The organism is Enterobacter sp. RHBSTW-00901 (assembly GCF_014103115.1).
GTDB classification, from domain to species: domain Bacteria; phylum Pseudomonadota; class Gammaproteobacteria; order Enterobacterales; family Enterobacteriaceae; genus Enterobacter; species Enterobacter cloacae_P.
Map to the genome: position 1 here is coordinate 556,446 of NZ_JABXPB010000001.1, position 22,870 is coordinate 579,315.

At 52.9% G+C, this 22,870-nt stretch carries 21 protein-coding genes; 6 read left to right on the forward strand and 15 right to left on the reverse strand.

Features of this window, described 5'->3' with window-relative positions; genetic code table 11:
• Positions 1-448 precede the first annotated feature (448 nt).
• Positions 449-2,059, reverse strand: coding sequence for a mechanosensitive ion channel family protein (locus HV318_RS02785; protein ID WP_182271451.1), 1,611 nt, complete (start codon positions 2,057-2,059; stop codon positions 449-451).
• 234 nt (positions 2,060-2,293) lie between these two features.
• Between HV318_RS02785 and HV318_RS02790 the strand changes: the two genes are divergently transcribed.
• The gene (locus HV318_RS02790; RefSeq protein ID WP_182271452.1) at positions 2,294-2,581 is read left to right on the forward strand and encodes a VF530 family protein; all 288 of its coding nucleotides are present in this window, start codon (positions 2,294-2,296) and stop codon (positions 2,579-2,581) included.
• Between the two features lie 7 nt (positions 2,582-2,588).
• Positions 2,589-3,881 (forward strand): glycoside hydrolase family 10-like protein, encoded by a 1,293-nt coding sequence (locus HV318_RS02795; RefSeq protein ID WP_182271453.1) that lies wholly within the window; start codon positions 2,589-2,591, stop codon positions 3,879-3,881.
• 45 nt (positions 3,882-3,926) lie between these two features.
• Here HV318_RS02795 and dsbG read toward each other — a convergent pair whose 3' ends face one another.
• The 13 genes from dsbG to HV318_RS02860 all read right to left on the reverse strand — a co-directional run bounded on the left by dsbG (position 3,927) and on the right by HV318_RS02860 (position 17,948).
• The gene (gene dsbG / locus HV318_RS02800) at positions 3,927-4,685 is read right to left on the reverse strand and encodes a thiol:disulfide interchange protein DsbG (RefSeq protein ID WP_182271454.1); all 759 of its coding nucleotides are present in this window, start codon (positions 4,683-4,685) and stop codon (positions 3,927-3,929) included.
• A 41-nt stretch (positions 4,686-4,726) separates the two neighbouring features.
• Positions 4,727-5,338: a DsbA family protein gene (locus tag HV318_RS02805; protein WP_182271455.1), complete on the reverse strand. Its 612-nt coding sequence runs from the start codon at positions 5,336-5,338 to the stop codon at positions 4,727-4,729.
• A 7-nt stretch (positions 5,339-5,345) separates the two neighbouring features.
• The gene (locus tag HV318_RS02810; RefSeq protein ID WP_182271456.1) at positions 5,346-7,367 is read right to left on the reverse strand and encodes a protein-disulfide reductase DsbD family protein; all 2,022 of its coding nucleotides are present in this window, start codon (positions 7,365-7,367) and stop codon (positions 5,346-5,348) included.
• A gap of 47 nt (positions 7,368-7,414) precedes the next feature.
• Positions 7,415-7,786: a hypothetical protein gene (locus HV318_RS02815; RefSeq protein ID WP_182271457.1), complete on the reverse strand. Its 372-nt coding sequence runs from the start codon at positions 7,784-7,786 to the stop codon at positions 7,415-7,417.
• 99 nt (positions 7,787-7,885) lie between these two features.
• Positions 7,886-8,446: an RNA polymerase sigma factor gene (locus tag HV318_RS02820; RefSeq protein WP_182274514.1), complete on the reverse strand. Its 561-nt coding sequence runs from the start codon at positions 8,444-8,446 to the stop codon at positions 7,886-7,888.
• Positions 8,447-8,451: 5 nt separating this feature from the next.
• On the reverse strand, positions 8,452-8,865 hold the full coding sequence (locus tag HV318_RS02825) for a hypothetical protein (protein ID WP_182271458.1): 414 nt from the start codon (positions 8,863-8,865) through the stop codon (positions 8,452-8,454).
• 131 nt (positions 8,866-8,996) lie between these two features.
• Positions 8,997-10,547 carry a methyl-accepting chemotaxis protein gene (locus HV318_RS02830; protein ID WP_182271459.1) on the reverse strand — a complete coding sequence of 517 codons (1,551 nt, stop codon included), beginning with the start codon at positions 10,545-10,547 and terminating at the stop codon, positions 8,997-8,999.
• 97 nt (positions 10,548-10,644) lie between these two features.
• Positions 10,645-11,661, reverse strand: a complete 1,017-nt coding sequence (locus HV318_RS02835) for a LacI family DNA-binding transcriptional regulator (RefSeq protein WP_182271460.1) — start codon at positions 11,659-11,661, stop codon at positions 10,645-10,647.
• A gap of 28 nt (positions 11,662-11,689) precedes the next feature.
• Positions 11,690-13,096 carry a sucrose-6-phosphate hydrolase gene (locus HV318_RS02840; protein ID WP_182271461.1) on the reverse strand — a complete coding sequence of 469 codons (1,407 nt, stop codon included), beginning with the start codon at positions 13,094-13,096 and terminating at the stop codon, positions 11,690-11,692.
• Complete coding sequence (locus HV318_RS02845; protein WP_182271462.1) at positions 13,096-14,466, reverse strand: sucrose-specific PTS transporter subunit IIBC; 1,371 nt, start codon at positions 14,464-14,466, stop codon at positions 13,096-13,098. Before HV318_RS02845 ends, HV318_RS02840 begins: the two co-directional genes overlap by 1 nt.
• 67 nt (positions 14,467-14,533) lie before the next feature.
• Positions 14,534-16,051 (reverse strand): carbohydrate porin, encoded by a 1,518-nt coding sequence (locus HV318_RS02850; RefSeq protein ID WP_182271463.1) that lies wholly within the window; start codon positions 16,049-16,051, stop codon positions 14,534-14,536.
• Between the two features lie 172 nt (positions 16,052-16,223).
• Entirely contained in the window at positions 16,224-17,129 is a 906-nt protein-coding gene (gene cscK, locus HV318_RS02855) for a fructokinase (protein ID WP_182271464.1), read from the reverse strand.
• A 69-nt stretch (positions 17,130-17,198) separates the two neighbouring features.
• Complete coding sequence (locus tag HV318_RS02860) at positions 17,199-17,948, reverse strand: SDR family NAD(P)-dependent oxidoreductase (protein ID WP_182271465.1); 750 nt, start codon at positions 17,946-17,948, stop codon at positions 17,199-17,201.
• Positions 17,949-18,053: 105 nt separating this feature from the next.
• On the opposite strand from HV318_RS02860, the gene HV318_RS02865 reads away from it, so the two are divergent.
• A complete protein-coding gene (locus HV318_RS02865) occupies positions 18,054-18,692 on the forward strand; it encodes a TetR/AcrR family transcriptional regulator (protein ID WP_249421786.1) in 639 nt (212 codons plus the stop codon).
• 40 nt (positions 18,693-18,732) lie between these two features.
• On the opposite strand, the gene HV318_RS02870 is transcribed toward HV318_RS02865, so the two are convergent.
• Positions 18,733-19,596 (reverse strand): DUF2971 domain-containing protein, encoded by an 864-nt coding sequence (locus HV318_RS02870; RefSeq protein ID WP_182271466.1) that lies wholly within the window; start codon positions 19,594-19,596, stop codon positions 18,733-18,735.
• Positions 19,597-19,867: 271 nt separating this feature from the next.
• On the opposite strand from HV318_RS02870, the gene HV318_RS02875 reads away from it, so the two are divergent.
• From HV318_RS02875 to HV318_RS02885, 3 genes are read left to right on the forward strand one after another with little or no spacing between them, the layout of a single operon-like run.
• Positions 19,868-20,722, forward strand: a complete 855-nt coding sequence (locus HV318_RS02875) for a MurR/RpiR family transcriptional regulator (protein WP_182271467.1) — start codon at positions 19,868-19,870, stop codon at positions 20,720-20,722.
• Positions 20,723-20,734: 12 nt separating this feature from the next.
• Positions 20,735-21,310: a D-alanyl-D-alanine dipeptidase gene (ddpX, locus tag HV318_RS02880; protein WP_182271468.1), complete on the forward strand. Its 576-nt coding sequence runs from the start codon at positions 20,735-20,737 to the stop codon at positions 21,308-21,310.
• A 15-nt stretch (positions 21,311-21,325) separates the two neighbouring features.
• Positions 21,326-22,858 carry an ABC transporter substrate-binding protein gene (locus HV318_RS02885; RefSeq protein WP_182271469.1) on the forward strand — a complete coding sequence of 511 codons (1,533 nt, stop codon included), beginning with the start codon at positions 21,326-21,328 and terminating at the stop codon, positions 22,856-22,858.
• Positions 22,859-22,870 lie beyond the last annotated feature (12 nt).

The window sequence follows — 22,870 nt, forward strand, 5'->3', positions numbered from 1 at the left end:
ATGTAATCATAAAAATTTTAATAATTAGCATATCGGTCACCACGTCATCACCTGATCGCGAAATGGTATATTCCGCAATTAGGCAATAGTTCATACTGTAGGGCGGCAACTGAAATTACAGTGTAGATGGTGCTTATCAATAGTTCAATATTTTGACAGCGAGTTAAATAAATTCAGCATATTCAATACGTTGTTTGCTAATTTTATAGCAACTTCCAATTGCAATACACTCTGGTCACACCTGTAAGTCGATGTATTAAATGAAAAAAGGATATTGGATAGGCTCACGCTTCCATTGCTGGTTCATAAAGTGCTCTGGGAGATATATTATATTTAGACTAAGAAAATTTATTCAAAACAGATGGATAATATCAATCTGATTAGTAAACTCAATTTTAATACAACCTAAGTTAGGTCAGTTGTCCTGATTTTTTGGACGCAACGGATATCACTTCTGTTCTGGTTGTTCAGCCGGTGCTGCGTACCAGTTTTCTTCAGCCACGATTACCGTCCCTTCAGGCTGCATCACAAAGTTTGGTGACATAATTTGCACATTAAACTCGTTAAAGACGTCCTGAATAAGGCCGTGCAATTCATTACGAGCCTCGGCGAGCGCTTGCCCGGGTATCAGCTTAACCTGAAGTTCATAAGCGATGTACCAGTCCATCAACTCCAGCTGCCGCACCAGAGGTGGTTGGGAATGGTCGATGCATTTTGCCCGTCTGGCGGCCATTTCCAGCATCGCGTGAACTTGCCGCCAGGGCGTGTCATAGCCAATAGTCACACCAACTGTCAGATTGATCCCCGCATCAGGTTCCTGTGCGCTAAGGTTGGTTATTTTGCCGCTGACGACGACAGCATTGGGTACCGTAACAATATAGTTTTCCCGTGTGAGAATTTTGGTCGCAAGCATGCCAATCTCCGTGACCAGACCTTCATTATCCGCGACCCGTATTACATCCCCTTTTCGTAACGCGCGGGAGTAGATTAACACCAGCCCGCTCATGGCATGGTTCATCACCCCTGCTGACCCCAACGTCAGCATCAGGCCAAAGAATACGCTGATACCTTTAAAAGCCAGTGAATTTGCACCCGGCAAAAACGGATATGCCGCAGATAAGGCAAACAACCACACGCCGACAGAAATCAGCTTGCGAGTGGCACCTACGGTTTCGGGATGGATACCTGGAAGCTGCAATCCCCCTACTTCTACTTGATTTAACAAGATTTTAAGGAGTTTAAGTATAAACGCGGTAATAAGGAAAATAATCAAAACAATCATGAGCCCCGGCAGCGCAGAGGCAATAGAAAACGCAATATCTCGTAAAACGCGCACTGCCCAGTCGCCCAATGATGTCCCCCAGACGCGCGTCCAGGGGAACAAACTGAATGCCCAGCGCAACCAGAGATATAACCCCAGGGCACCGGACAAAAACATTAACAGGGCATACAACCGGGTCTCAATCGCGCCAACAAACTTACGCCAACGTTGAGGAATTATGCTGCGGCTTTCCAGAATGCGGTGACGGTAAAAACGTCGCACCCAGCGCCAGGAACGCCAGGCACCGTACCAGAAAAGAACCAGTGCCAGAAAACCCGCGATAGTTTTCACGGCGGATAACGCAATCCAGCCGCTATTATATTGCTCGTGAAGTGCCGTTCGTTGAGCCTCCAGACGCGTCAACACACGCTGGGCGGCCTGATCAAGCGTAAGATCGTCACCTTCATCAAGGTCTGCTTGTGTAAGCAACATAACAGGCTTGCCGTTCATGACAATCAAGCGACCCGGCTGGTTGTAACGAGTGACCGGTATAATTTTCAGCGGTTCGCGTACATCCTGCTCAGTGAAATGTCGCAGCGTATTGCGAATGCGTAATACGCGTTCTTCTGGCGTTGTGAGGCCAAATTTCGCCTGAAGCATAACAACAGGTTGGTGGAAGATATAAACCGTTCGGGCCCGCTCCTGTTCAGTCGGCTCCAGACGTGGTTCTGCGGCAACCGTGATAAATGATAATACTGACAGCAAACACGACAATAAAGCGAGCTGGATTTTGTTCATTTCCACCGCCTGAAACGCAAAATTATTGTGACTTTTCAACGATCACGAGATAAGCGAAGTTCTGTTATTTAGAATAGACCAGCCTTTTACTTCTGCAATATCACTCACAAACGGAGCTGAGTCACTGTGCGGCAATTACCCGCCAGTCAGGACAATGATTGCCCCTTTTCCACCTTTCTTGTACCCTTTCATCGTTCAACCTAACCCCACGAAAAATGAGACAACCGGACGCCTATGACTGCACATATTTCTAAAGATCCTTTGCATGGCGTAACGCTGGAAATGCAGGTAAATGCCCTGGTTGCACGATATGGCTGGAGCGAGTTGGGCAACCGTATCAAAATTAACTGTTTCAGAAACGATCCCAGCGTTAAATCGAGTTTAAAATTTCTGCGCCGAACGCCCTGGGCGCGTGCGGAAGTTGAAGCGCTGTATCTTGATTCTCTCAGTGATAACACCACCGAAGAACCGGATGTTCCCGACTTTAATCCCTGGACTCATAGTCGAATCACAAAGAGCTAATACGTAAATGTCGCTACACGTAAAACGGATAGGTGCGTTTGTTGGCTGCGCACTTTTACTTGCTAGTTGCACCTCAAAACCACCAAAGTCTCTCGTCACTCCGCCCCCGTCGGTGAATCAACCTTCCCGGCAGACAAATGAACCGATGCGTGGGATCTGGCTGGCAACCGTCTCCCGTCTTGACTGGCCGCCGGTCACATCAGTGAATGCCAGCAGTGCTGAACTCCGTATCAGCCAGCAAAAACAGGCGCTGAAAGACAAACTCGATAAACTGAAAAGCCTCGGTATCAACACCGTGTTTTTCCAGGTGAAACCTGACAGTACAGCGCTCTGGTCGTCAAAAATTTTGCCCTGGTCAGATATGCTGACGGGTAACATCGGCGAATATCCGGGTTACGATCCACTGCAGTTTATGCTGGATGAAGCGCACAAGCGCGGCATGAAAGTGCACGCCTGGTTTAATCCCTACCGGGTATCGACCAACACCCGGCCGTCAACCATTGCGGAGCTGAACCGGACATCGTCATTGCACCCTTCCAGTGTCTATGTGCAGCACCCGGAGTGGGTGCGTATTTCTGGCGATCGTTTTGTCCTCGACCCGGGCATTCCGGAAGTGCGTGACTGGATAACCCAGATTGTCAGCGAGGTTGTTAAGCAATACCCGATAGACGGCGTGCAGTTTGACGACTATTTCTATTCCGAAACGCCTGGTTCAACCCTGAACGATACTCAAACGTTTAAACACTATGGCCAGGGATTCGCCTCTAAAGCGGACTGGCGTCGGCACAATACACAACAGCTGATTGTGCAGGTTTCCAGTGCTATCAAACAGCTGAAGCCTGATGTTGAGTTTGGTGTCAGCCCGGCTGGCGTATGGCGTAACCGCTCTTTTGACCCGGCAGGCTCAGATACGCGAGGAGCCGCTGCGTATGATGAATCCTATGCCGATACACGTCAGTGGGTACAACAGGGACTGCTGGATTACATTGCGCCACAAATTTACTGGCCTTTCTCCCGCAGCGCCGCGCGTTATGACGTGCTGACCAGATGGTGGGCTGATGTGGTAAAACCAACCCATACCCGTCTTTATATCGGCATTGCGTTCTATAAAGTGGGTGAACCGTCCAAAAATGAGCCGGACTGGATGGTGAATGGCGGTGTGCCGGAGTTGAAAAAACAGCTCGATCTGAATGACTCCCTGCCCGGCGTAAACGGTACTATCCTGTTCCGGGAAGATTATCTTAACCAGCCCCAGACTCAGGACGCGGTTAGCTATCTCAGAGATCGCTGGGGAAGTTAACGCATTAAAAATCAGGCAGAAGCGCCCTGCTTCTGCCTGATTTTATTATGGTTTAGGCCCAAACATTTCCTCGAGTTGCTTCTCATCTGGCATGCCCACCACCTGCTGAAGCTCGTTTTGTGCATTCAGATAATAAATTGCCGGGGTGGCATTTGCGCCCAGACTGTCCATTAACTGTTGGTGCTGCTGTAACACAGCCACGTTCTCACGTGAGGCTCCGCCCGCAGGTTTAGGCAATGTTTTCCCGCCAGAAAGCTCGTACTCTCTCCAGGCAGAAACTGGATCTTTTGTATTCAGGATCGCGGAGGCGTTACGGCCACTGTTGGGATTAAGAAACGCCACCAGCAGCGTATTTAACTGAACCTTGCCCGCCTTCACCCACGGCTGCGCCTCGGCCCAAAAGGCCTTGCAATACGGACAGAATGGATCGGCAAAGACGAACACTTTACGCGGTGCTGTATCCGCCCCCTCTTTCAGCGGATGCGCTGCATTGAGCTGTTTCCACATTTCCCGCCCCAGCGGCGCGTAGATCTCTTTCTGGAAATACGCATCGCTAAGGTTTTTACCTTTTTCATCATACAGATAGCCTGAAATCACATGCTTTCCATCCGGTGTTAAAAAGAGCGTAACGCCCATGTCCTGATATTGCCCAAGCCAGGCGGGCGCTCCACCTGGCGCATCGATTTTCTTAATGATCTTAATGTTTTGCTGTTCACTGAACGTCTTCACAACATCAGGAATGGCCTCAGCGGCTTGAGCCAGCCCTGACGTCACCAGCAGCGAAATTAACAGTAATTTTTTCATTGTCCTCTCCGGGATAATCGGGGGCTAGCCGCCCCCTCAATTCAACTTTTTTTCAGCGCGTCACTGACCATTTCATCGAACTGTTCAAAAGGAACCCAGCCGGGAAGCAGCCCCTCGCCAATCAGCGTTGCCGGCGTTCCCTGAATACCCAGTTTTTCGGCAATGAGCAGGCTGCGTTTGATCGTCATCAGGCTCTCGGCATCAGGCGTTGTCACACTGACCCCCGCCCGCTTTTTGGCCTCCTGAATACTGGCATCATCGTGGTATCCCTTTTTTGCCATCAGGATATCGTTAAATTTCATAAATTGTTCAGGATGTGAACGCCAGACGGTCAGGGCGTCACGTGCAGAGGTCACCGAACTTTCTGACCGGTAAGGCAGAAACTTAAAGACCACCGCCACATCCGGATATTTCTCGACGATCCTCTCAAGATAAGGATCGAATTTTTTACAGTACGGGCAGTTGTAGTCCGTGAACACCACCAGCGTTAACTTTGGATTTTTAGCCCCAATACGCGGTGAATTGGGATCGTTAAACAGGAAATCGTAAACGATCTTCTGAGCGCGTTGTTCCTGTTCCGGTGTCTGTACCTCTGCGGCCACCATCTGAGTAGACACAAAGAGTAACATCAGCGTAATCATGATTTTCTTCATAGCACATTTAACCTTTAGCGTTGTCCAGGGTCGTCAGAACGGTGTTTTTATCAAGCAATGGAGAGAAAATTTCTCCATCAGCCAGGCCGGGGCCATAGACCTCATTAAACGGAATGGCGTAGCGATTGCGTTTTCCGAGGAAATCCGCGATCGCCGTCGATGGCTTACTCCAGTCTCCACGTAGCGCAACCACATCCGGCTGGCTGAGTGCCGCGATGACTTCAGGCTGATTCAATACCCGATGCTCATTGACCTTACAGGTGACACACCAGTCGGCAGAGATATCCACGAAGACGCGTTTCCCCTGCGCAACAGCATTCTGGATAGCCTCCTCGCTTAACGGTTGCCACGGGATCGCCTGAACCTCAGTTTGCGTGCCGGGTACCGGTGTGGTCAGCAACCCGCGCAACTGATAACCCCCTAAAACAGACAACGCGATCACCACGAACCAGAACAGTGGCGAGGTTCTTTGCCCTGCTATGGCGTACGCTACGATCGCGATGACAATCAGTATCAACATAATGATGTGGCTGAGCGCTTCTCCCAGATGCAGATTGAGTAGCGTCACCAGCCAGAGACTGGATACCAGCATCATAAGACCGAGAACGATCTTCAGCGTATTCATCCAGCGTCCCGGTTTGGGAAGCAGCATGGCCGTTTCAGGGATCAACGCAACAAACAGCCACGGTAAACTCATTCCCAGGCCGAGCGTCAGAAAAATAAGCCACAGTTCCTGTAACGGTGCGCCCAGCGCAAACGCCACTGCCGTACCGAGAAACGGTGCAGAACACGGTGTCGCGAGCAGAGTGGCAAACATACCTTCACAGAAACTGCCGGTAAGCCCCGCGCCCCCCGTTGTGGCCAGCCGCCCCATCGCCGCAGAAGGCAGCAACATTTCAAAGACCCCGAACAGATTGAGCGCAAAAAGGAATGTCACCGCCACCATCAGGCCGATAAACCACGGGCTCTGGAACTGAATGCCCCATCCCAGCGAGGCTCCGGTTAATTTAAGGGCGGAAACCATCACGGCCAGCAGCACAAAGGAGGTCAGGATACCGGCACTGGTTGCCAGGAAGCGTAATCTGATTTTCCGCTTATCCGAACCGGCATTCAGTACACTGCTGAGCTTCATGCCCATCACCGGTAGTACGCAGGGCATCAGGTTTAGTATCAGCCCGCCGAGCAGCGCGAAGGCCAGCATTTTACTCATCCCAACCGCTGTCGTCTGGCCCGGAGGCTCGTCCCCGACGGTAATCACGGTTTGTTGCGCGTTATCGCCATTGGTCAGTACAAAAGAGAGCGCTTTCCCCTTAAGCGTGGCGGGCTTATCACCCCATTCATCGGTCACCGGCACCGTCACGTGCAGTTGATTACCGTCGTGCCTGATAGCCGGATCGCCAGGAAGAATATCGCCCTCCAGCGGGTCGAAGTAGATCGCTGGTTTTTTCCACTCCCCGTCCGTGGTTCCCGTTATCACCAGATTACCGTCAGACAGCCAGGCAGACAGGTTTGAGGATATTCCCGAATCCCCCGGGATGGCGCGCATTGCACTGTCGAAAGCGTGTTGAAAAGCCTCATCTACTGGGGTGTTGAAATCCAGACGCAGCGTGTAGTCCGTTAACAGGCAGACATTACTACACGTTGAGAGCGTGAGAGTGCCATTCAGCGTATCGGCATCTGTCCCGGTGATGACCATCGGGATAATCACCTTGTCGTGATAACCCTGGGTAGTGAGACCAGAGATATCAAAGCGTGAAGGGACAGGCCAGTGCCACGTATCCCGCACCTCTTTTGGCCAGTGGATTTGTGGGGCGACGCCACCCTCGCCCGGCGAGCGCCAGTAGGTTTTCCAGCCGGACTGCAGCTCTACGGTGAGCAAGCCTAAGATACGATCCTGGCCCTTTTCTGCCTGGAAGCGGATCCGGGCGTGATCGTTTTGTGGGGAGGTCAGCCAGCCTGTGTCTGCTGCGTTGGCCATGCCAGTGCAGGACAGCAACAGGAGGATAAATCCCCTGAAGATGTTAAACATGTTTTACTCCGTGAATAGTGAAAATTATCGTGTGATGACGATGTTTTTCATTCACGGAAAACGCAGTTTTTGAGGTGTATTCGTGGTGGAGGAGCCTGAACAGGCTGGGCTCTGTCAACAAATGCCCGCACCTGGGAAAACAGTTGCAGCAATGCGAAGAAGAGAATGATGGCCGGTAGTGCGCCATCGAAGAACAGTGGCTGGGCACAAAGAAGGGAATGCGCACCTAACTGGCAGGGGGATGGACCTGACTGCTCAGCATCAGCGCTTTGAGCCGGAGCATCGACAACCAGAACCGTCTGCGGGTTCAGCCCCTGTAAAAAGTGGTTAAGATAAACCGCACGCTGAACCAGGCAGATTGCCATCGCCAGGCACGTGATTATCAAAAGCCATTTACCCAGAAGCTGACGGTTGCGCATAACATTCCAAAATAATGAGATGCCCCGATCATAAACGATAGAAATGAATCTACAAGGCTCGACATTGTAAGGTTTTGTCTGCCCGCTTATTGTCTGGCATCAATCACCGGTCAATGCTTCATAGACATCCCGTAATCGGGCACGGAGATAAAGCACGGCCTTGTGCTTACGTGACAACAGTGCCTGTTCGCTGGCCCCCGTCTCGTCTGCCAGCATTTTTATGCTGTAGCCCTGAAGTTCCGTTTTCTCAAAGACCTCACGCTGAAGCGCTGGAAGCTCAGACAGTGCTTGCCCCAGCTCTTCCCATAGCAGCGTTTTCAGGTATTCCTCTTCCGGGGTTTGCGGAACACCGAACAGGGTTTCCGCTAACTCATCTTCCGGGGCTCCCGCTTCGCCATCCGCGGTGAAGTAGCCGGAGAGCGAGACCTCATGCTTTTTCCGCGCCCGGTCAGTCATTTCATTACGGGCCGCGCGAAACAGCCAGGCAGCAACGTTCTCTACCGGCTGTTCCACCTTCATGAGCTGATATGTCACTTCCTGCAGAATATCGTCGGCATCATCGCGCACGGAAGTTCGTCCGCGAATAAAGGCTTTCAGCCGGGAGCGGCAGGCATTAAGCGCCGACATCAGCAAAGATTCACCCGCCACCCCGGCTTTCATCTCGCTCACTCTGCTTCCGGCGTTTTCGGGGCGTGCTCATCCCGTTTATCATCACAGTGGCCACGCCAGCCGCAATGCCCGTGGCGACCAAACCCTTCCCGGCGTTGCTGGATAAACGCTTCACGCTGTTCGGGTGTCATGTTCATCCAGCGTTCGTGCATCCGGCGATGCGCACCGAACATCCCCGGGCGGAAACCCAGACCGCCGAACAGAATTCGGCTCAGCACCAGAATCCCCAGCGCCTGCCAGAAACCAATGGCCTTCACACCCAGAATGGCCGGGAGTAATGCGTTCCACAGGGTCATGACCAGCAAACCCAGCGCCACAAATATCACCGCGCCAATCACTAAGCCCTTGCCCATATGATGACGGCCAAATCCCCGTCCGTGACCTCTTCCACGCATGTCGAAATCTCTCATTGTCTTTCCTCATTTACAGTAACTGATTATGGCTTGTGATGAGGTAGACGAATGAGCAGGGAAAATATTGCTGAGGAAATGAAAATATAATGAAGAGTGGGAAAAATGGGGGGATCGCTCCCCCCCTCCGATCACGCGTGCGCAGGCAAGCTAAAGCTCGAAATACTCTGCGTCAGATGCTGAGCCTGTTCCTCAAGCGAAGCCGCCGCCGCAGCAGACTCCTGCACCAGTGCGGCGTTCTGTTGCGTTACCCCGTCCATCTCCGTGACGGCCTGTCCGACCTGGCCAATCCCGCGGCTTTGTTCTTCAGATGCCACTGAAATTTGCTCCATCAGCGTATTCACTTTATTCACTGAAGCAATAATCGCGTCAATCACCTCTCCGGAGCGATTGACCAGCTCAGTGCCGCTTTTCACGCTGACAACCGACTGGGCAATAAGATTTTCGATATCCTTCGCTGCAACGGCACTTTTCTGTGCCAGCGTACGGACTTCACTGGCGACGACCGCAAATCCGCGCCCTTGCGTACCTGCGCGAGCCGCTTCAACCGCGGCGTTCAGTGCCAGAATGTTAGTCTGGAAAGCAATGCTGTTAATGACGCTGGTGATATCCTCAATGCGCTTCGAGTTCCCCGCGATGGTATTCATCGTTTCAATGACTTCGCGGGTCACGGCTTCTCCGGTGTGCGCATTTTTCACCGCGTCCTGAACCAGTTTTCCAGCCTGGTGTACGTTGTCGGTGTTATTGGCAACGGTCGCGCTCAGCTCTTCCATACTGGCCGCCGTCTGGGTTAACGCAGAAGCCTGCTGTTCCGTACGTGAAGCCAGGTCGATATTCCCGGAGGCAATCTCTTGTGCGGCATGCGTCACCGTGTGGCTCGCGTCACGCACCTGCGCAATGGTAGAAAGCAGTGCCAGGCGCATCTGCTCCATTGACCCCATCAGGTGATCAATTTCATTACCGGAATTCCCCTTCACGGGTACAGCAATGTTCAGTTTACCCGCCGCTATCTGGCTACAGTGCTCGCGTGCCAGGTTCACCGGGGCAAAAACAAAGCGCTTCATCAGCAGGCTGACCGCGATGATCACCACCACAAACAGGAAGGCAAAGCCCGCGATAATAGCCAGACCCGAAACGAAGTTGCTGCTCGCATCTTCATTCAGGCTCTTGGCATATTTCTGATGAACGGTCAGCACCTGGTCGAGCACAATTTCATACTTCCGATCCAGCTGAGAAACCTGTGAAATGAGCGTATTGAATTGCGCCACATCATGGGCTTGCGCCGCGTTGATTAACGGCTCCAGACCCTGATTGCGATACGTTTTCCAGGCCTCTTCATAGGCACTTACCAGCGGTGCTTCATCCGCCAGGCGCGGTGCGGCCATAAAGGCGGCAAAGGCGTGATCCGCTTTTGTCAGTGCCTCTTTAACCGCCGCCAGTTTCGCGGGCTGATCCGTTGAATCCCCCGCCTCCACCATCTTCACATACTCCATCACCCGGACGCGCAGCGTACGGCTATGGTTGATGGGGTCAATAATAGACAGGACAACCTGAATTTCTTTATTCACATTATCCAGTGAATTATTACTTTTAATGATGAGCCCAACGCTGGTGATGGTGCTCGCAACAAAGAAGAACAGTAAGGAGAACAAAATAATCAGGGAAGATTTTTTCAACGACATAGACAGTACCTCAGGGAATATATTCCCTATGGTTATCGGCTGATCCAGAGCTTTAATTAATTAAAGTTATTGAAGTATCCAGCCAGCCGGTGATCTTTTACGCTGTCGTTTTGTAACGTCGCTGTAGCGTCGCGCTCAACTTCCGCTGCAGTGGTTCCGGCGTTTCTCCTTCGATCAGTTTGCCAATCAAATCAAAGCAGTGCCAGGCCAGTTGACGGTTGTCCTGACGGACAGTGTCGATAGGAATGGTGAGGGAATCATAGAGATAGTGATCGTCAAAGCTGGCCAGCCGCATATCACTTTGCAGCAGGTTGTGCTGGCCCATGTAGCGAAGCACACCTTCAAGCAAACCACAGGCGGCAGTGAACAGCGCTTTTGGCGGACGACCCAAGCGCGCGCACAGTTCGGCGAACATTTCGTAGCCGGAACTGGGGTGGTAATTACCGTGAATGATCCACTCCGGGCGAAGCTCGACGTTGGCATCACGCAGCCCTTGCTTAAACCCTTCAAGACGGTCGCGCGTGGGGGAAAGCCGTGGCTGCCCACCGAGGAAATAGATCTCATCAGGATGCTGCCGCGCAAGGTCGGCCACCAGTTCGGCCGTTGGGGGAATGGAATCGGTGATCACCAGCGGTAGCGAACTGTCGTTCATATGGCGGTCAAAGAGAACGACGGGTAACTGCTCGCTCAGTTTCTGGTAGTCCGCATCACTGAGCATGCTGGAGGCGACAATCAACCCGTCGACCTGGCGTGCCACCATGTTATTGACCACCACCGTCTCCTGCCCTGGGTTTTCATCACTACAGGAGATCAGCAACTGGACGCCAGCCTCGCGGCACAGCGTCTCCAGTTCGTGAGAAAACACGGCAAAACCGTAGTTGGTGATCTCCGGAACCACCAGACCAATGGTATGACTGCGGTTATCACGCAGCGAACGGGCGTGAATGCTGGGCTGATAGTGATGCTCTTTTGCAATCGCCAGCACGCGTTCACGCGTCTCTTCAGCCACGCGAAGCTCTTTGCTGCGACCATTCAGTACCAGACTGGCGGTGGCTTTTGATACCCCCGCCAGCTCCGCGATGTCTTTTATGGTGACACGTTTTGTTTTTCTCACAACGACTTAGATCCGGCTGCCAAAACCACTATTCTATCATGCAGCTGCGCAGCGACCAGTACCGTAATGTGATGTCGGACGCACCTTCGAAGCGCACCTGCGCCGGATGGTCAGGAAAATAGCGGCTGCTCATCACGCCTTCACCGTGATTGATGAAAATTTCGACGCTGGAGCGATCGCACAGAACGCGCAAATGGCGAACCTCACCCCGCCAGTAGCGGGTCAATATTTCACCGTTTTGCAGGCTGGTACGTTCCAGGCGTAACCCGTTGTCATCAACCCTAAGCCGCAACGCCCCGGCAAAATCCACATCAACGCATGACGCGGTTAGCCAGAATTCAAGACGTGTTGCATCCAGTACCGGCGCATTGCTGGCAACACCCTGCCAGTGATGCTCATCCTCACGCAGTTGTTCCAGTTCGCGAACCGGGGTTTGCCACAGTTTGCCATCCTGGTAGCGCAGCTCACGTGGACAGGTCATCTGGTGGATCCAGCCGTGGGCGCGCGTTGGTTGCAACATCTCTTCGCCGTCCGGTACGCCCATCCAGCCAATCAGCACCCGCCGTCCGTCTGCGGCAAGCGTCGTTTGTGGGGCATAAAACTCAAAACCGGCATCCAGCTCGTGTAAGTCACCGTGCTCAAACGCGGCGCGTTCATAGTCAAACGCCCCGCTCATCCAGGTTGCCGGATAGGTGTTGAGATAGCGATGCGATTCACGAGTCAGCCCTTGCGGGCAGCAGATCAGAACGTGAGTCCCGTCGAGGGCAAACAGATCCGGGCATTCCCACATGTATCCGGCATCAGCGAGACCGTTGATGCCATGACCGGCGATCTCTCCGCAGGGCTGCCAGTTGTGCAAATCGGCAGAGGTAAACAGCAACACTTTGCCGCGTTTTTCCAGATCCTGTGCGCCGAGCACCATGTACCACTGCCCGTCATGTTGCCAGACTTTCGGGTCGCGTACGTGTCCGGTATAGCCTTCCGGCAACGGCAGCACCGGGCCTCGTTTGGTAAAACTTCCGTCTTCATTTGGTTCAGCCAGACACTGCCAGGCGGTGCGGCTTCCGTCATCAAATTTGACGTTGCCGGTATAGCACAGCGTCAGCACACCGTTGTTATCCACGGCGCTGCCGGAGTAACACCCGTTGCGGTCATATTCTTCATCGGGCATTAGCGCCATCGGCTCATGCTGCCAGCGCACCAGATCCTCAGAACTCCAGTGTCCCCAGCATTTATAGCGGTGATCGCAATTCAGCGGGTTCCACTGGTAAAACAGGTGATAACGCCCGGCAAACCAGATAAAACCGTTCGGATCGTTCATCAACCCTGTCACGGGTGCCGGGTGCCACTGGGGATAATGGCGGTCAGCCAGTGCGCGCGGCAGGCCTTTCATGACGGCCTGCAGCACGGCAGGCCAGCGAGAAGGTAACGTCATTATTCAGAGTCCGTTTTATATTTCAGCAGCAGGGAGACGGTAAACGCTACGCCAAAGGCAATAACCATGCCGATGATATAGTTAAGCAGCGAGCTTGCCTGCACTATCGCCATTCCCGGGATCGCGGTCAACCCAACGGCCGTCATATAAACATGCACCGATACCACCCAGGCACCGCCCACTGCACCGCCAATCAACGCCGCAATAAACGGCTTCACAAAACGCAGGTTGATACCGAATATGGCTGCTTCAGTAATCCCCAGCATGGCAGAGAACGCCGACGGTAAGGTAATGGCTTTGATTTTTGCATCTTTGGTTTTGAACCACACCGCCAGGCACGCACCGCCCTGCGCCACGTTCGCCATTGCCCAGATTGGCAGCAGGAAGTTGACACCAATTGACGGATTACCCAGCAAACCGGCTTCGATGGCGTGGAAGCTGTGGTGAATACCGGTGATCACAATCACTGAGTAGAGCCCACCAAATAACAACCCTGCCAGCCAGCCCGCATGGGAAATTAAGGTACTCAGGATAAAGGAGATCCCGTCACCCAACGCACGCCCTGCCGGGCCGATAATCAGCAAGGCAATAAAGCCGGAGATAATGACGGTGAGGAACGGCGTCAGGATCAGGTCTAATGCATCCGGGATCACGCGGCGCAGCTGTTTCTCAACAATACTCATAAACCAGACGGCCAGCAGCACCGGGAATACCGTGCCCTGGTAGCCAATCATGGCGATCTCAAGGCCGAAGAAGTTCATGGTATGGAAGCCAGACGCCACACCCCAGGCATTCGTCAGCGCCGGGTGGGTCAAAATACCGCCCAGCGTGGCTCCTAAATAGGGGTTACCCCCAAATTCACGCGCGGCGGTAAAACCAATCAGGATTGGCAGAATGATAAACGCCGCAGAGCTACACATATCCAGCATGATGTAGATCGCGTTATCCGCATTGACCCAGCCGTAGGTTTTCACCATCCCGAGCAGGCCCATCAGCAAACCGGACGCCACAATCGCAGGAATGATCGGCACAAAGATGTTAGAGAGCAAACGCGCAACGCGCTGGAACGGATTCAGCTTACGCGCGGCCAAATCTGCCGCTTCGGACTTGCTGGACTCGCCGATCCCTGCCGCCTGAATAAAGGCCGCGTAAACCTTGTTGACCACCCCGGTGCCAAATATGACCTGCATCTGACCGGCGTTACGAAAACAACCCTTAACCCCTTCAACCTTACCGATAGCCTGCTGATCGGCAAGTGCATCGTCGACCAGCACCAGACGCAGACGCGTAGCGCAGTGCGCCGCACTGGCGATGTTCTCTTTGCCGCCGAGCAGCGGAATAAGCTCACGGGCGATATTGTCAAAATCCATAGATACCTCTGCCTGACTTCATTTTTATGATGTATGAAACGCTCCCGCAGTGCGGGAGCGTGAAGGGTTAAAACCAGGTTTCCATCTGAACCCCAAAGTTCCATTCCCCGCCAGCGTTGAAACCGCTGCTGCCAAAGGCATCACTGCTGGCGTAGTTATCCAGTTTGCTGCTCCAGTCCATCCAGGTGGCGAACAGGCGCAACTCCGGACGGCTGAAGAAATCGCCAATCTTGCCCGCTTTTAACGTCGGAGCGAAAGTCAGCTTGTAGAAGCTTCCGTTGACCGCATTGCGATCTTTGTAACCTTCCGGGTTTAAATCCATGTACTGATAGCTCCCCTCAAACGCCAGGGCGAAATTCTGCGTGACCTCTTTAATCAGGCGGGTGTTAAGGGTGACCCATTCATAGCTGTCACCTTTGACATAGCGATCTTTACTGCTTTGAGCCAGTACCGCAGGCGCAATGTGCCATCCTCCCCCCAGAGGCGTGACACCGTAACTTGCAAAGCGCCAGGTATTGGCGTCAGACAGTAACGCACCATCAGAGCCAATGCTTTTCACTTCCGCACCCAGCCCATGACCATACAGCAGCGCGGTTTTGGCTACGCCTTCACGCAGACCGTAGAAGCTTTCATTGTGCAGACCCACCAGGGCATGAACACCATTATTCGCCGCGTCGGTTTTAATGAAATCGCCATTGCTGTCTTTACGATCGTTGTTATCTTTTGCCCGCAAGCCGCTAACCATCAGCTGGAACGGCCCGGCGAAATGATTCATGCTGAGGATATAGTTCTGAACGTTGTTGTCGATCTGCTCTTCGCTGCCGAAGTTGCGCCCGTAGATGGAGAAGTTACTGCGCAGCGTATCGTTCCACTTCACGTCATACACACCACCACCGGTACCGGCAAGGAATACCACGTCGGAATCCAGCCAGTGGATATCAAAGTTATCGCGGTCAAAACGTTTACCCGCCCAGAAGGTACTGCCCTTCAGCGCACCGGTAAAATCAGGCAGATTGCCCAGCTCGGCAAAGGCCTGGCGAATATTGAGGTCGCTGGTATCGGCAGTCCAGTCGTTATAGTTTTTCTGGCCATCCGCCAGCATCGCCTTAAAGCGCGTTGTTGCACCGTTGTCCAGCGTTTGTTTGTGCTCCACATTCAGCTCAACGTAAGTATCCGCTTCGTTCCCCAGGCGGCCAACCGCGCCACCGGTTTCCCCGGCGGGAGTCAGGTAAGGTCCGCTTTTGCTGCTCGATGCCGCATCGTTCATCAGCAGACCGGAACGGGCATAACCATGAAACTCAAACCCGCTGCTCTGGTCGGCTTTCTTTTCCAGCACGGTGGTACGTTGAGCCACCTCCTGCGTGGTGGTTTGCGCTTGCTGCTGAGCAGCCACCAGCTGTTGCGTTTTTTGTTCCGCGGCCGTGGCGCGTTTCTCAGCGACCTGGGCGCGGTTTTCCGCATCCTGAAGACGCTGTTCGAGCGCGGCAAGACGAGATTCGATTGAGGTCATATCCGTTTGGGCAAAAACAGAGGTACTACCGGCCAGCATGCCAATTATCACGGCAAGTTTGCGTTTTTTATACATTTTGGCGCATCCCTAAAGGAAGATTTTTATATTTGCTAAATTGCTAAACCGGTTTAGGTTGCTGATACTAAACCGCTGAATTTTGGATCGGCAATGTTTTTTGCTAAACCGATTTAGTAAGTGTGATCAAGGCAACAATTCAGGCCACCGGATGGCGGCCTGTGGGGGAAAATTACAGTTCGTGGTGGTATGGCAGAGCGGTCATCGCCCCTTTGGCCGTTGTGGCAAGTGCGCCGCAGCGCTGAGCTAAACCTATGATCAGGGCAAGAGCACCACTGGCGGCGGCTCCGGACGAGGCCAGACCGTAGAGAAGCCCTGCCACGAAAGCATCACCTGCGCCGGTGGTATCAACGCACTCCACCGGTGTAACCGGATAGTGAGTCACCGTGCCCTGGTGCCAGGCAAGCACCCCCTCTTTCCCCTGCGTCACCAGCACCAGGCTGGCCGGACAGTGACGCATCAGCGCGAGTAGCCCGTCTTCCACCCGCGTATCTCCGGTTAAAAACTGAAGTTCTTCGACGGAGAGTTTCACCACATCGGCGCTGAGCAGTGCCTGTTCAAGGCAGTGGCGCAATTCATCATCGTCCTGCCAGAGATCGGGGCGAATATTGGGGTCGAAACTGACAAAACCGCCCGCCTGTCTGATGGCTGCCATCGCCTTGAGTGTCGCGGAACGGCTGGGTTCAGCGCTGAGGGCAATCGAGCAGACATGCAGCCACTCTCCGGCCTGAAATGGTGGGATATCATCGGGTGCCAGGAACAGATCTGCGCTCGGTCGCACCATAAACGTAAACGAGCGTTCCCCCTGTTCGTCCAGGTCAACCACCACTGTCGAGGTGCGGTGTGCAGGATCGCGGCGCATCCACTGCACATCAACCTTTTCATCCGCTAACGTTTTCTGCATAAAGCGGCCAAAAGGATCGTCACCCACTCTGCCGATAAAGGCGCTTTTTCCGCCTAACCGGGCGACGCCAACCGCCACATTTGCCGGTGCGCCACCGGGGCATTGCAGCAGTTTGCCCTCACCATCCGGCAGGAGATCCACAACCGCATCCCCAAGCACCCAGATTTTTTCCATGTCATCCTCTCAGCTAAACCATGTTAAACCGTTTTAGCTATTTAAGCACAGGTGTCACAAAGGGGAAACCTAAACCTGGGCCCATCCCCCGTCAACGCACAGTTCTGACCCGGTAATGTATGAGGAATCTCCGGATGCCAGGAAAAGAGCGCCCCTGGCAATTTCATCCGCAGTGCCACTGCGATGCATTGGTATCAGGGTATGCAAATGTGCATTCGATTGTTCGATCATTTCTTCACTCATACCTACTTTTCTGGCCTGGTCAGTATCAATAAGACCCGGTGAGAGTGCGTTAATACGAATGCCAGAATCAGAAAGTTCTGCCGCAAGCGATCTGGCTAATGAGCGAATGGCGGCTTTTGTTGCCGAATAGACACTGACATACGGCTGGCCTTGCTGATTCAGCGTCGACGTGGTCAGAATGACAGAACTCCCCCGGTTCATAAGGGGGATAAGTTTTTGCACTGTAAAAAAGGTGCCTTTAAAGTTCGTGGTGACCGTAAAATCAAAGTCTTCTTCGGTAATTTGCGTAAACAGCCCCGGTCGGCCACCGCCAGCATTGGCGAAAAGGATGTCAACGTGACCATAGTGCGTTTTGACATAGGTACAGAGGTGCTCTATGTCCGCCATAACAGAAATATCACTGCGTACCCTGTCAATCTTACCGCCAGAATGCAGACCTGCTGAATCCAGTCTGGACTGATCCCGGCCAGTGATCACCACTGTCGCCCCTTCCTGACTAAACAGCTGAGCCGTTGCAAGCCCGATACCGTCACTGCCGCCAGTTATTACTGCAACTTTCCCGTCCAGCTTACCCATATATGCCTCCTGATATTCATATTCCCCTTCAGCTCATGATGGGGATTGAGCGAAAGGCGTCGGGAAATTATTATATGAATCATTCTTCATGTTTTGGATTCGCTTATGGCTAAGGTTTCATCCCAACAGCTCAAGCGCCGCAGAATGCCGCGTCAGGAGCGATCCCTCATAACAGTCGACGCAATATTTGAGGCAACCATTCAGGTTTTGTTAGCTGAAGGCCCAATACGTCTTAACACTACACGTGTTGCTGAGCGGACAGGTGTTTCAGTCGGTACGTTGTATCAGTATTTTCCTAACAAACAATCCTTGCTGCTGGCCCTGCTGGAACGACATCTGATATCCCTTACCCATATTGTTGAAAATGCCTGCCATGAAAATTTGCATGCTGAGTCAGATAAAATTGCTTCTGTCGTCGTCAGGGCCTACCTTGAGGCCATTATGACGCATGCTGAGGTTTCTCCCGCGCTCTATTACATTGCGGTAGATTTGGATGCCGGCAAATTGCTTGATGGCGCAGTCCAAAAAAGTGTTCAGGCAATTGAGAAATTACTGGCATCGGCCAGTGATAGTCATTTCAGCGAATGTCATGTGATTGCCCAGACGATGGCGGCCGTCCTTTTCGGAACAGTCCCGGTATTCTGTATGAGAGTGATGTCCGCCAGCGCGGGAGTGGAAGCTGAGCGACAACTGGTGCTGATGTTCCGTGCTTACCTTACTGCGCATAAGCAAGGTACCGTTTAATGATGCCCTCTTACAGGCATCATTCAGCACCGCACCGCCATCACCCCCGATACGGGATGGTTGATGGCGTGATCTTGACGTCAGAGTAGCCATTAACGTTGAGTAGCAGTTCGATGCCCTTTCGCACTAGCGTAAAATCTTCACATGGCCCTACTTTTATCTCTCGCAATGGCAATTTATTTTCTCCGGTGAGCAAAACCGGAATATAAGGAATAATCATTTTATCGTCAGTTCTGAATTTTATTTTATTATCCCTGCACAGATTTCTGATAACAATTCGGTACTCTTCTTCCTCGCTAAACCCGCTGTGCTTAAAGAACGGTGTCACCTGCGAAATGATATGCTGAAGGTACGCAAACTGGTCAGGTGCATCAGTACCCACCTCTTCAACAAACTGCGCGTAACCGTCAATGTGACTCTGGAGCTTGTTTTTTAGCTCAAAAGTTTCTTCGGGTCGGTTATAGGTAACACTATCATTTATCATGTAATAGTGATCCAGCCTAATTCCCTTATCCGGCGTTGTATTCTCACGTTTAATGAACGCTTCAAAACTATTCACCAGCAGGGTCTGATCAAGCACCAGCGATACGCCCTGTGCTTTTCCATAACCCCGCCATTGACTCAATAAATCAGGGTTGCGGCAAAAACTCACCGTAAAAATATCATTGATATCTCGTTCTTTGATGCGATCGATCGCATCGGTAAAATCCTGATTCCAGTCGCTAAATAAGGGCGATGGCTGCATAAACCTGATGGCCTTTTTGGCGCAGTCCAGGCCATGAACTAATTCAGACTTATCATTCATGAAAGCCAGGTTAGTGGCCCAAAACGAGCCAGATCCAATGATACCAATCAGCCCAGTTAAATCAGTGTAATGACATAATGTGTTGTTTTGATCGTTCATAAAATTCAGTCGTCCCCTTCTGATTTACCGTGCCCCTATCCTAACAAAAATGTGAAGACACTGACGTATTCACCAAATTCCGCCCCTCCTGGTCAGACAATGCACCAAAAGTGAACTACGCTGCACAAATGTTGATCATTGGTTAAATAAATATTGCATTAACTTTGCAGCGCAGGCGGTGTGACACGCTCTGTGAACATGGCACGCGTCATGCATTGTTAATCAGGTAACACACATCCGGCGTTTGACAGCCTGTTAACAGCGAGGCGGTATGACGACAAAACCCGAAGTGCTAAGCCGTATCGAAGCAACCTTTAGCCAGCTCACCCCCAGCGAAAAGCGGGTCGCAAGCTGGATGCTGGCTCACGCCGCGCAGATCCCGTTTGAAACGGCGGAAAGCGTGGCGCTGACCACGGGCACCAGCGGGATCACTGTAGGTCGCTTCCTGCGCAAGCTGGGTTACCGCAATCTGGAAGATGCCAAAAAAAGCCTGCGCGATCCGTATCAGCCCTGGGGAATGAACGAGCGCCTGGACTCCTGGCAGCAGCAACAACCGCTGTCAGACCGCGTTCAGCACTCGCTGTCGCTGGAGGTGGACGCAATTACCCATGCCTATCAGCTGGCGCAAAGCGATACCTTTAAGCAGGTCGTCCACCAGCTTACGCATGCGGATGCCGTATTTGTGTTGGGCATTCAGTCTACGCGTGGGATCGCCAACGCATTCTTCAGCCATCTGGAATATCTGCGCCCTCGCGTGAGCTATTCCGAAGGGTTATCCGGCAGTTGGGTCGAATCGCTGAACTCGGGGTTTTCGCATCCTTACGTCGTGCTGACGGATACCCGCGCCTACTCTGCCATTGCCCGGCAGTATTGCCGGGTCGCCAGTGAAAAAGGGATCCCGATGGTGCTAATCACCGATATCTGGTGCCCGTGGGCGCGGGATTACCCCATTGATTTACTGCAGGTGAAAACCGATACCGGCCATTTCTGGGATTCGCTGGCACCTGTGAGTTGTCTGTTCAACCTGCTGCTGTCAGGCGTGGTGGAAGCATTGGGTGATGCCCTTCCCGACCGTCTGGCGGTAAACCGACAATTACAACAAGAGTTTGGTCAATTCGAACGCTAAAGGAGCGGAGCTATGCCCGAAGAGTGTCAACTGGTTGATGTGGCGAAAACCTTTCCTTCGCTGCATATCGATCTGAAATACGCCACCGCCGACAACATTACCGGCCGGCCAATTTATCAGGAAGCCCGGTGTCTGCTGCACACCGATGCCGTTACTGCTCTGGCAAAAGCCATCAGTATCGCGACGCTGGCCGGGTTAAAACTGGTGGTCTACGACGCCTACCGCCCACAACAGGCCCAGGCACAACTCTGGGATGCCTGCCCGGATCCCGAATACGTGGTTGATGTGGCGACAGGCTCTAACCACAGCCGGGGGACTGCCATCGATGTCACCCTGATGGATGAACACAACACTGTGCTGGATATGGGGGCCGGGTTTGACGAAATGCACGACCGTTCACACCCGTATCATCCGTCAGTCCCTCCCCATGCCCAGCGCAACCGCCTGCTACTCAACGCCATCATGTTTGGCGGCGGCTTTGTGGGGATCAGCAGTGAATGGTGGCATTTTGAGCTGCCGAACGCGGCCCGTTATCCCCTGCTTAAAGATCGTTTTGACTGTTTCCCGTTGACGCACACATCCCTTTAACACTGGAGCACGGCTATGAAAACAACAATGCTTACCATGCTTATCGCCGCCACGCTGGCAATGAGCGCACCTGCCGCGCTGGCGGCTGTCCCGAAAGATATGCTGGTGATCGGTAAAGCGGCCGATCCGCAAACGCTCGACCCGGCGGTCACTATCGACAACAACGACTGGACGGTGACCTATCCCTCCTATCAACGTCTGGTGAAATACAAACCGGGCACGACTGAAGTGGAAGGCGATCTGTCAACAGGCTGGAAGGCATCCGATGACCAGAAAGAGTGGACCTTCACTCTGACGGACAAGGCAAAATTCTCCGACGGTTCGCCGGTCACCGCGGAGGCGGTCAAACTTTCGTTCGAGCGTCTGCTGAAAATCAGCCAGGGGCCGTCGGAAGCGTTTCCGAAAGATCTCAAAATAGATGCGGTTGATGACCACACGGTGAAATTCACCCTCAGCCAGCCGTTTGCCCCGTTCCTCTATACGCTGGCAAACGACGGAGCCTCGATAATCAACCCCGCGGTATTGAAAGCCAATGCCGCCGATGATGCGCGTGGTTATCTGGCGCAAAACACCGCGGGTTCCGGCCCGTTTATGTTGAAAAGCTGGCAGAAAGGTCAGCAACTGGTACTGGTGCCTAACCCGCACTGGCCGGGCGATAAACCACACTTTAAGCGCGTCTCGGTGAAGATCATTGGTGAAAGTGCTTCGCGTCGCCTGCAGCTTTCCCGGGGCGATCTGGACATTGCCGACTCCCTGCCAGTGGATCAGCTTTCAGCCCTGAAACAGGAAGGTAAAGTGGCCGTGGCGGAATACCCATCCCTGCGCGTGACCTACCTGTATCTCAACAACAGCAAAGCGCCAATGAACCAGGTGGATTTGCGCCGGGCGGTTTCCTGGGCGACGGATTATCAGGGGATGGTGAACGGTATTCTCAGCGGCAACGGCAAACAGATGCGTGGCCCAATTCCTGACGGTATGTGGGGCTTTGATGCCACCGCCATGCAGTACAGCTTCGACGAAACCAAAGCCAAAGCGGCGCTGGAGAACGTAAAAGACAAACCCGCCAGCCTGACGTTCCTCTACTCCGATAACGATCCGAACTGGGAGCCGATCGCCCTTTCTACCCAGGCGAGCCTCGGTAAACTGGGGATCAGCGTCAAACTGGAGAAACTGGCTAACGCCACCATGCGTGACCGCGTAGGCAAAGGCGATTACGACATTGCCATCGGCAACTGGAGCCCGGATTTCGCCGACCCGTACATGTTCATGAACTACTGGTTCGAGTCAGACAAAAAAGGTCTGCCGGGCAACCGTTCGTTCTATGACAACAAAGAGGTCGACGCCCTGCTGCAGGCCGCCCTGAAAACCACCGACCAGGCAGAACGCACCAAAGACTACCAACAGGCCCAGAAGATTGTGATCGACGAGGCGGCCTACGTTTATCTGTTCCAGAAGAACTACCAACTGGCGATGAACAAAGAGGTCAAAGGCTTCACCTTTAATCCGATGCTCGAGCAGGTGTTCAATATCGCCACCATGAGCAAGTAACGGTTCTCGCCG

What these genes read in the sequence shown, in the direction of transcription:
- HV318_RS02795 (WP_182271453.1), top strand. Translation starts at nt 2,589, where the DNA reads ATGTCGCTACACGTAAAACGGATAGGTGCGTTTGTTGGCTGCGCACTT.
- HV318_RS02805 (WP_182271455.1), bottom strand. Translation starts at nt 5,338, where the DNA reads ATGAAGAAAATCATGATTACGCTGATGTTACTCTTTGTGTCTACTCAG.
- HV318_RS02875 (WP_182271467.1), top strand. Translation starts at nt 19,868, where the DNA reads ATGACGACAAAACCCGAAGTGCTAAGCCGTATCGAAGCAACCTTTAGC.
- HV318_RS02820 (WP_182274514.1), bottom strand. Translation starts at nt 8,446, where the DNA reads ATGAAAGCCGGGGTGGCGGGTGAATCTTTGCTGATGTCGGCGCTTAAT.
- HV318_RS02815 (WP_182271457.1), bottom strand. Translation starts at nt 7,786, where the DNA reads ATGCGCAACCGTCAGCTTCTGGGTAAATGGCTTTTGATAATCACGTGC.
- HV318_RS02850 (WP_182271463.1), bottom strand. Translation starts at nt 16,051, where the DNA reads ATGTATAAAAAACGCAAACTTGCCGTGATAATTGGCATGCTGGCCGGT.
- HV318_RS02785 (WP_182271451.1), bottom strand. Translation starts at nt 2,059, where the DNA reads ATGAACAAAATCCAGCTCGCTTTATTGTCGTGTTTGCTGTCAGTATTA.
- ddpX (WP_182271468.1), top strand. Translation starts at nt 20,735, where the DNA reads ATGCCCGAAGAGTGTCAACTGGTTGATGTGGCGAAAACCTTTCCTTCG.
- HV318_RS02865 (WP_249421786.1), top strand. Translation starts at nt 18,054, where the DNA reads ATGGCTAAGGTTTCATCCCAACAGCTCAAGCGCCGCAGAATGCCGCGT.
- cscK (WP_182271464.1), bottom strand. Translation starts at nt 17,129, where the DNA reads ATGGAAAAAATCTGGGTGCTTGGGGATGCGGTTGTGGATCTCCTGCCG.
- HV318_RS02870 (WP_182271466.1), bottom strand. Translation starts at nt 19,596, where the DNA reads ATGAACGATCAAAACAACACATTATGTCATTACACTGATTTAACTGGG.
- HV318_RS02810 (WP_182271456.1), bottom strand. Translation starts at nt 7,367, where the DNA reads ATGTTTAACATCTTCAGGGGATTTATCCTCCTGTTGCTGTCCTGCACT.
- HV318_RS02840 (WP_182271461.1), bottom strand. Translation starts at nt 13,096, where the DNA reads ATGACGTTACCTTCTCGCTGGCCTGCCGTGCTGCAGGCCGTCATGAAA.
- HV318_RS02825 (WP_182271458.1), bottom strand. Translation starts at nt 8,865, where the DNA reads ATGAGAGATTTCGACATGCGTGGAAGAGGTCACGGACGGGGATTTGGC.
- HV318_RS02885 (WP_182271469.1), top strand. Translation starts at nt 21,326, where the DNA reads ATGAAAACAACAATGCTTACCATGCTTATCGCCGCCACGCTGGCAATG.
- HV318_RS02830 (WP_182271459.1), bottom strand. Translation starts at nt 10,547, where the DNA reads ATGTCGTTGAAAAAATCTTCCCTGATTATTTTGTTCTCCTTACTGTTC.
- HV318_RS02860 (WP_182271465.1), bottom strand. Translation starts at nt 17,948, where the DNA reads ATGGGTAAGCTGGACGGGAAAGTTGCAGTAATAACTGGCGGCAGTGAC.
- HV318_RS02845 (WP_182271462.1), bottom strand. Translation starts at nt 14,466, where the DNA reads ATGGATTTTGACAATATCGCCCGTGAGCTTATTCCGCTGCTCGGCGGC.
- dsbG (WP_182271454.1), bottom strand. Translation starts at nt 4,685, where the DNA reads ATGAAAAAATTACTGTTAATTTCGCTGCTGGTGACGTCAGGGCTGGCT.
- HV318_RS02790 (WP_182271452.1), top strand. Translation starts at nt 2,294, where the DNA reads ATGACTGCACATATTTCTAAAGATCCTTTGCATGGCGTAACGCTGGAA.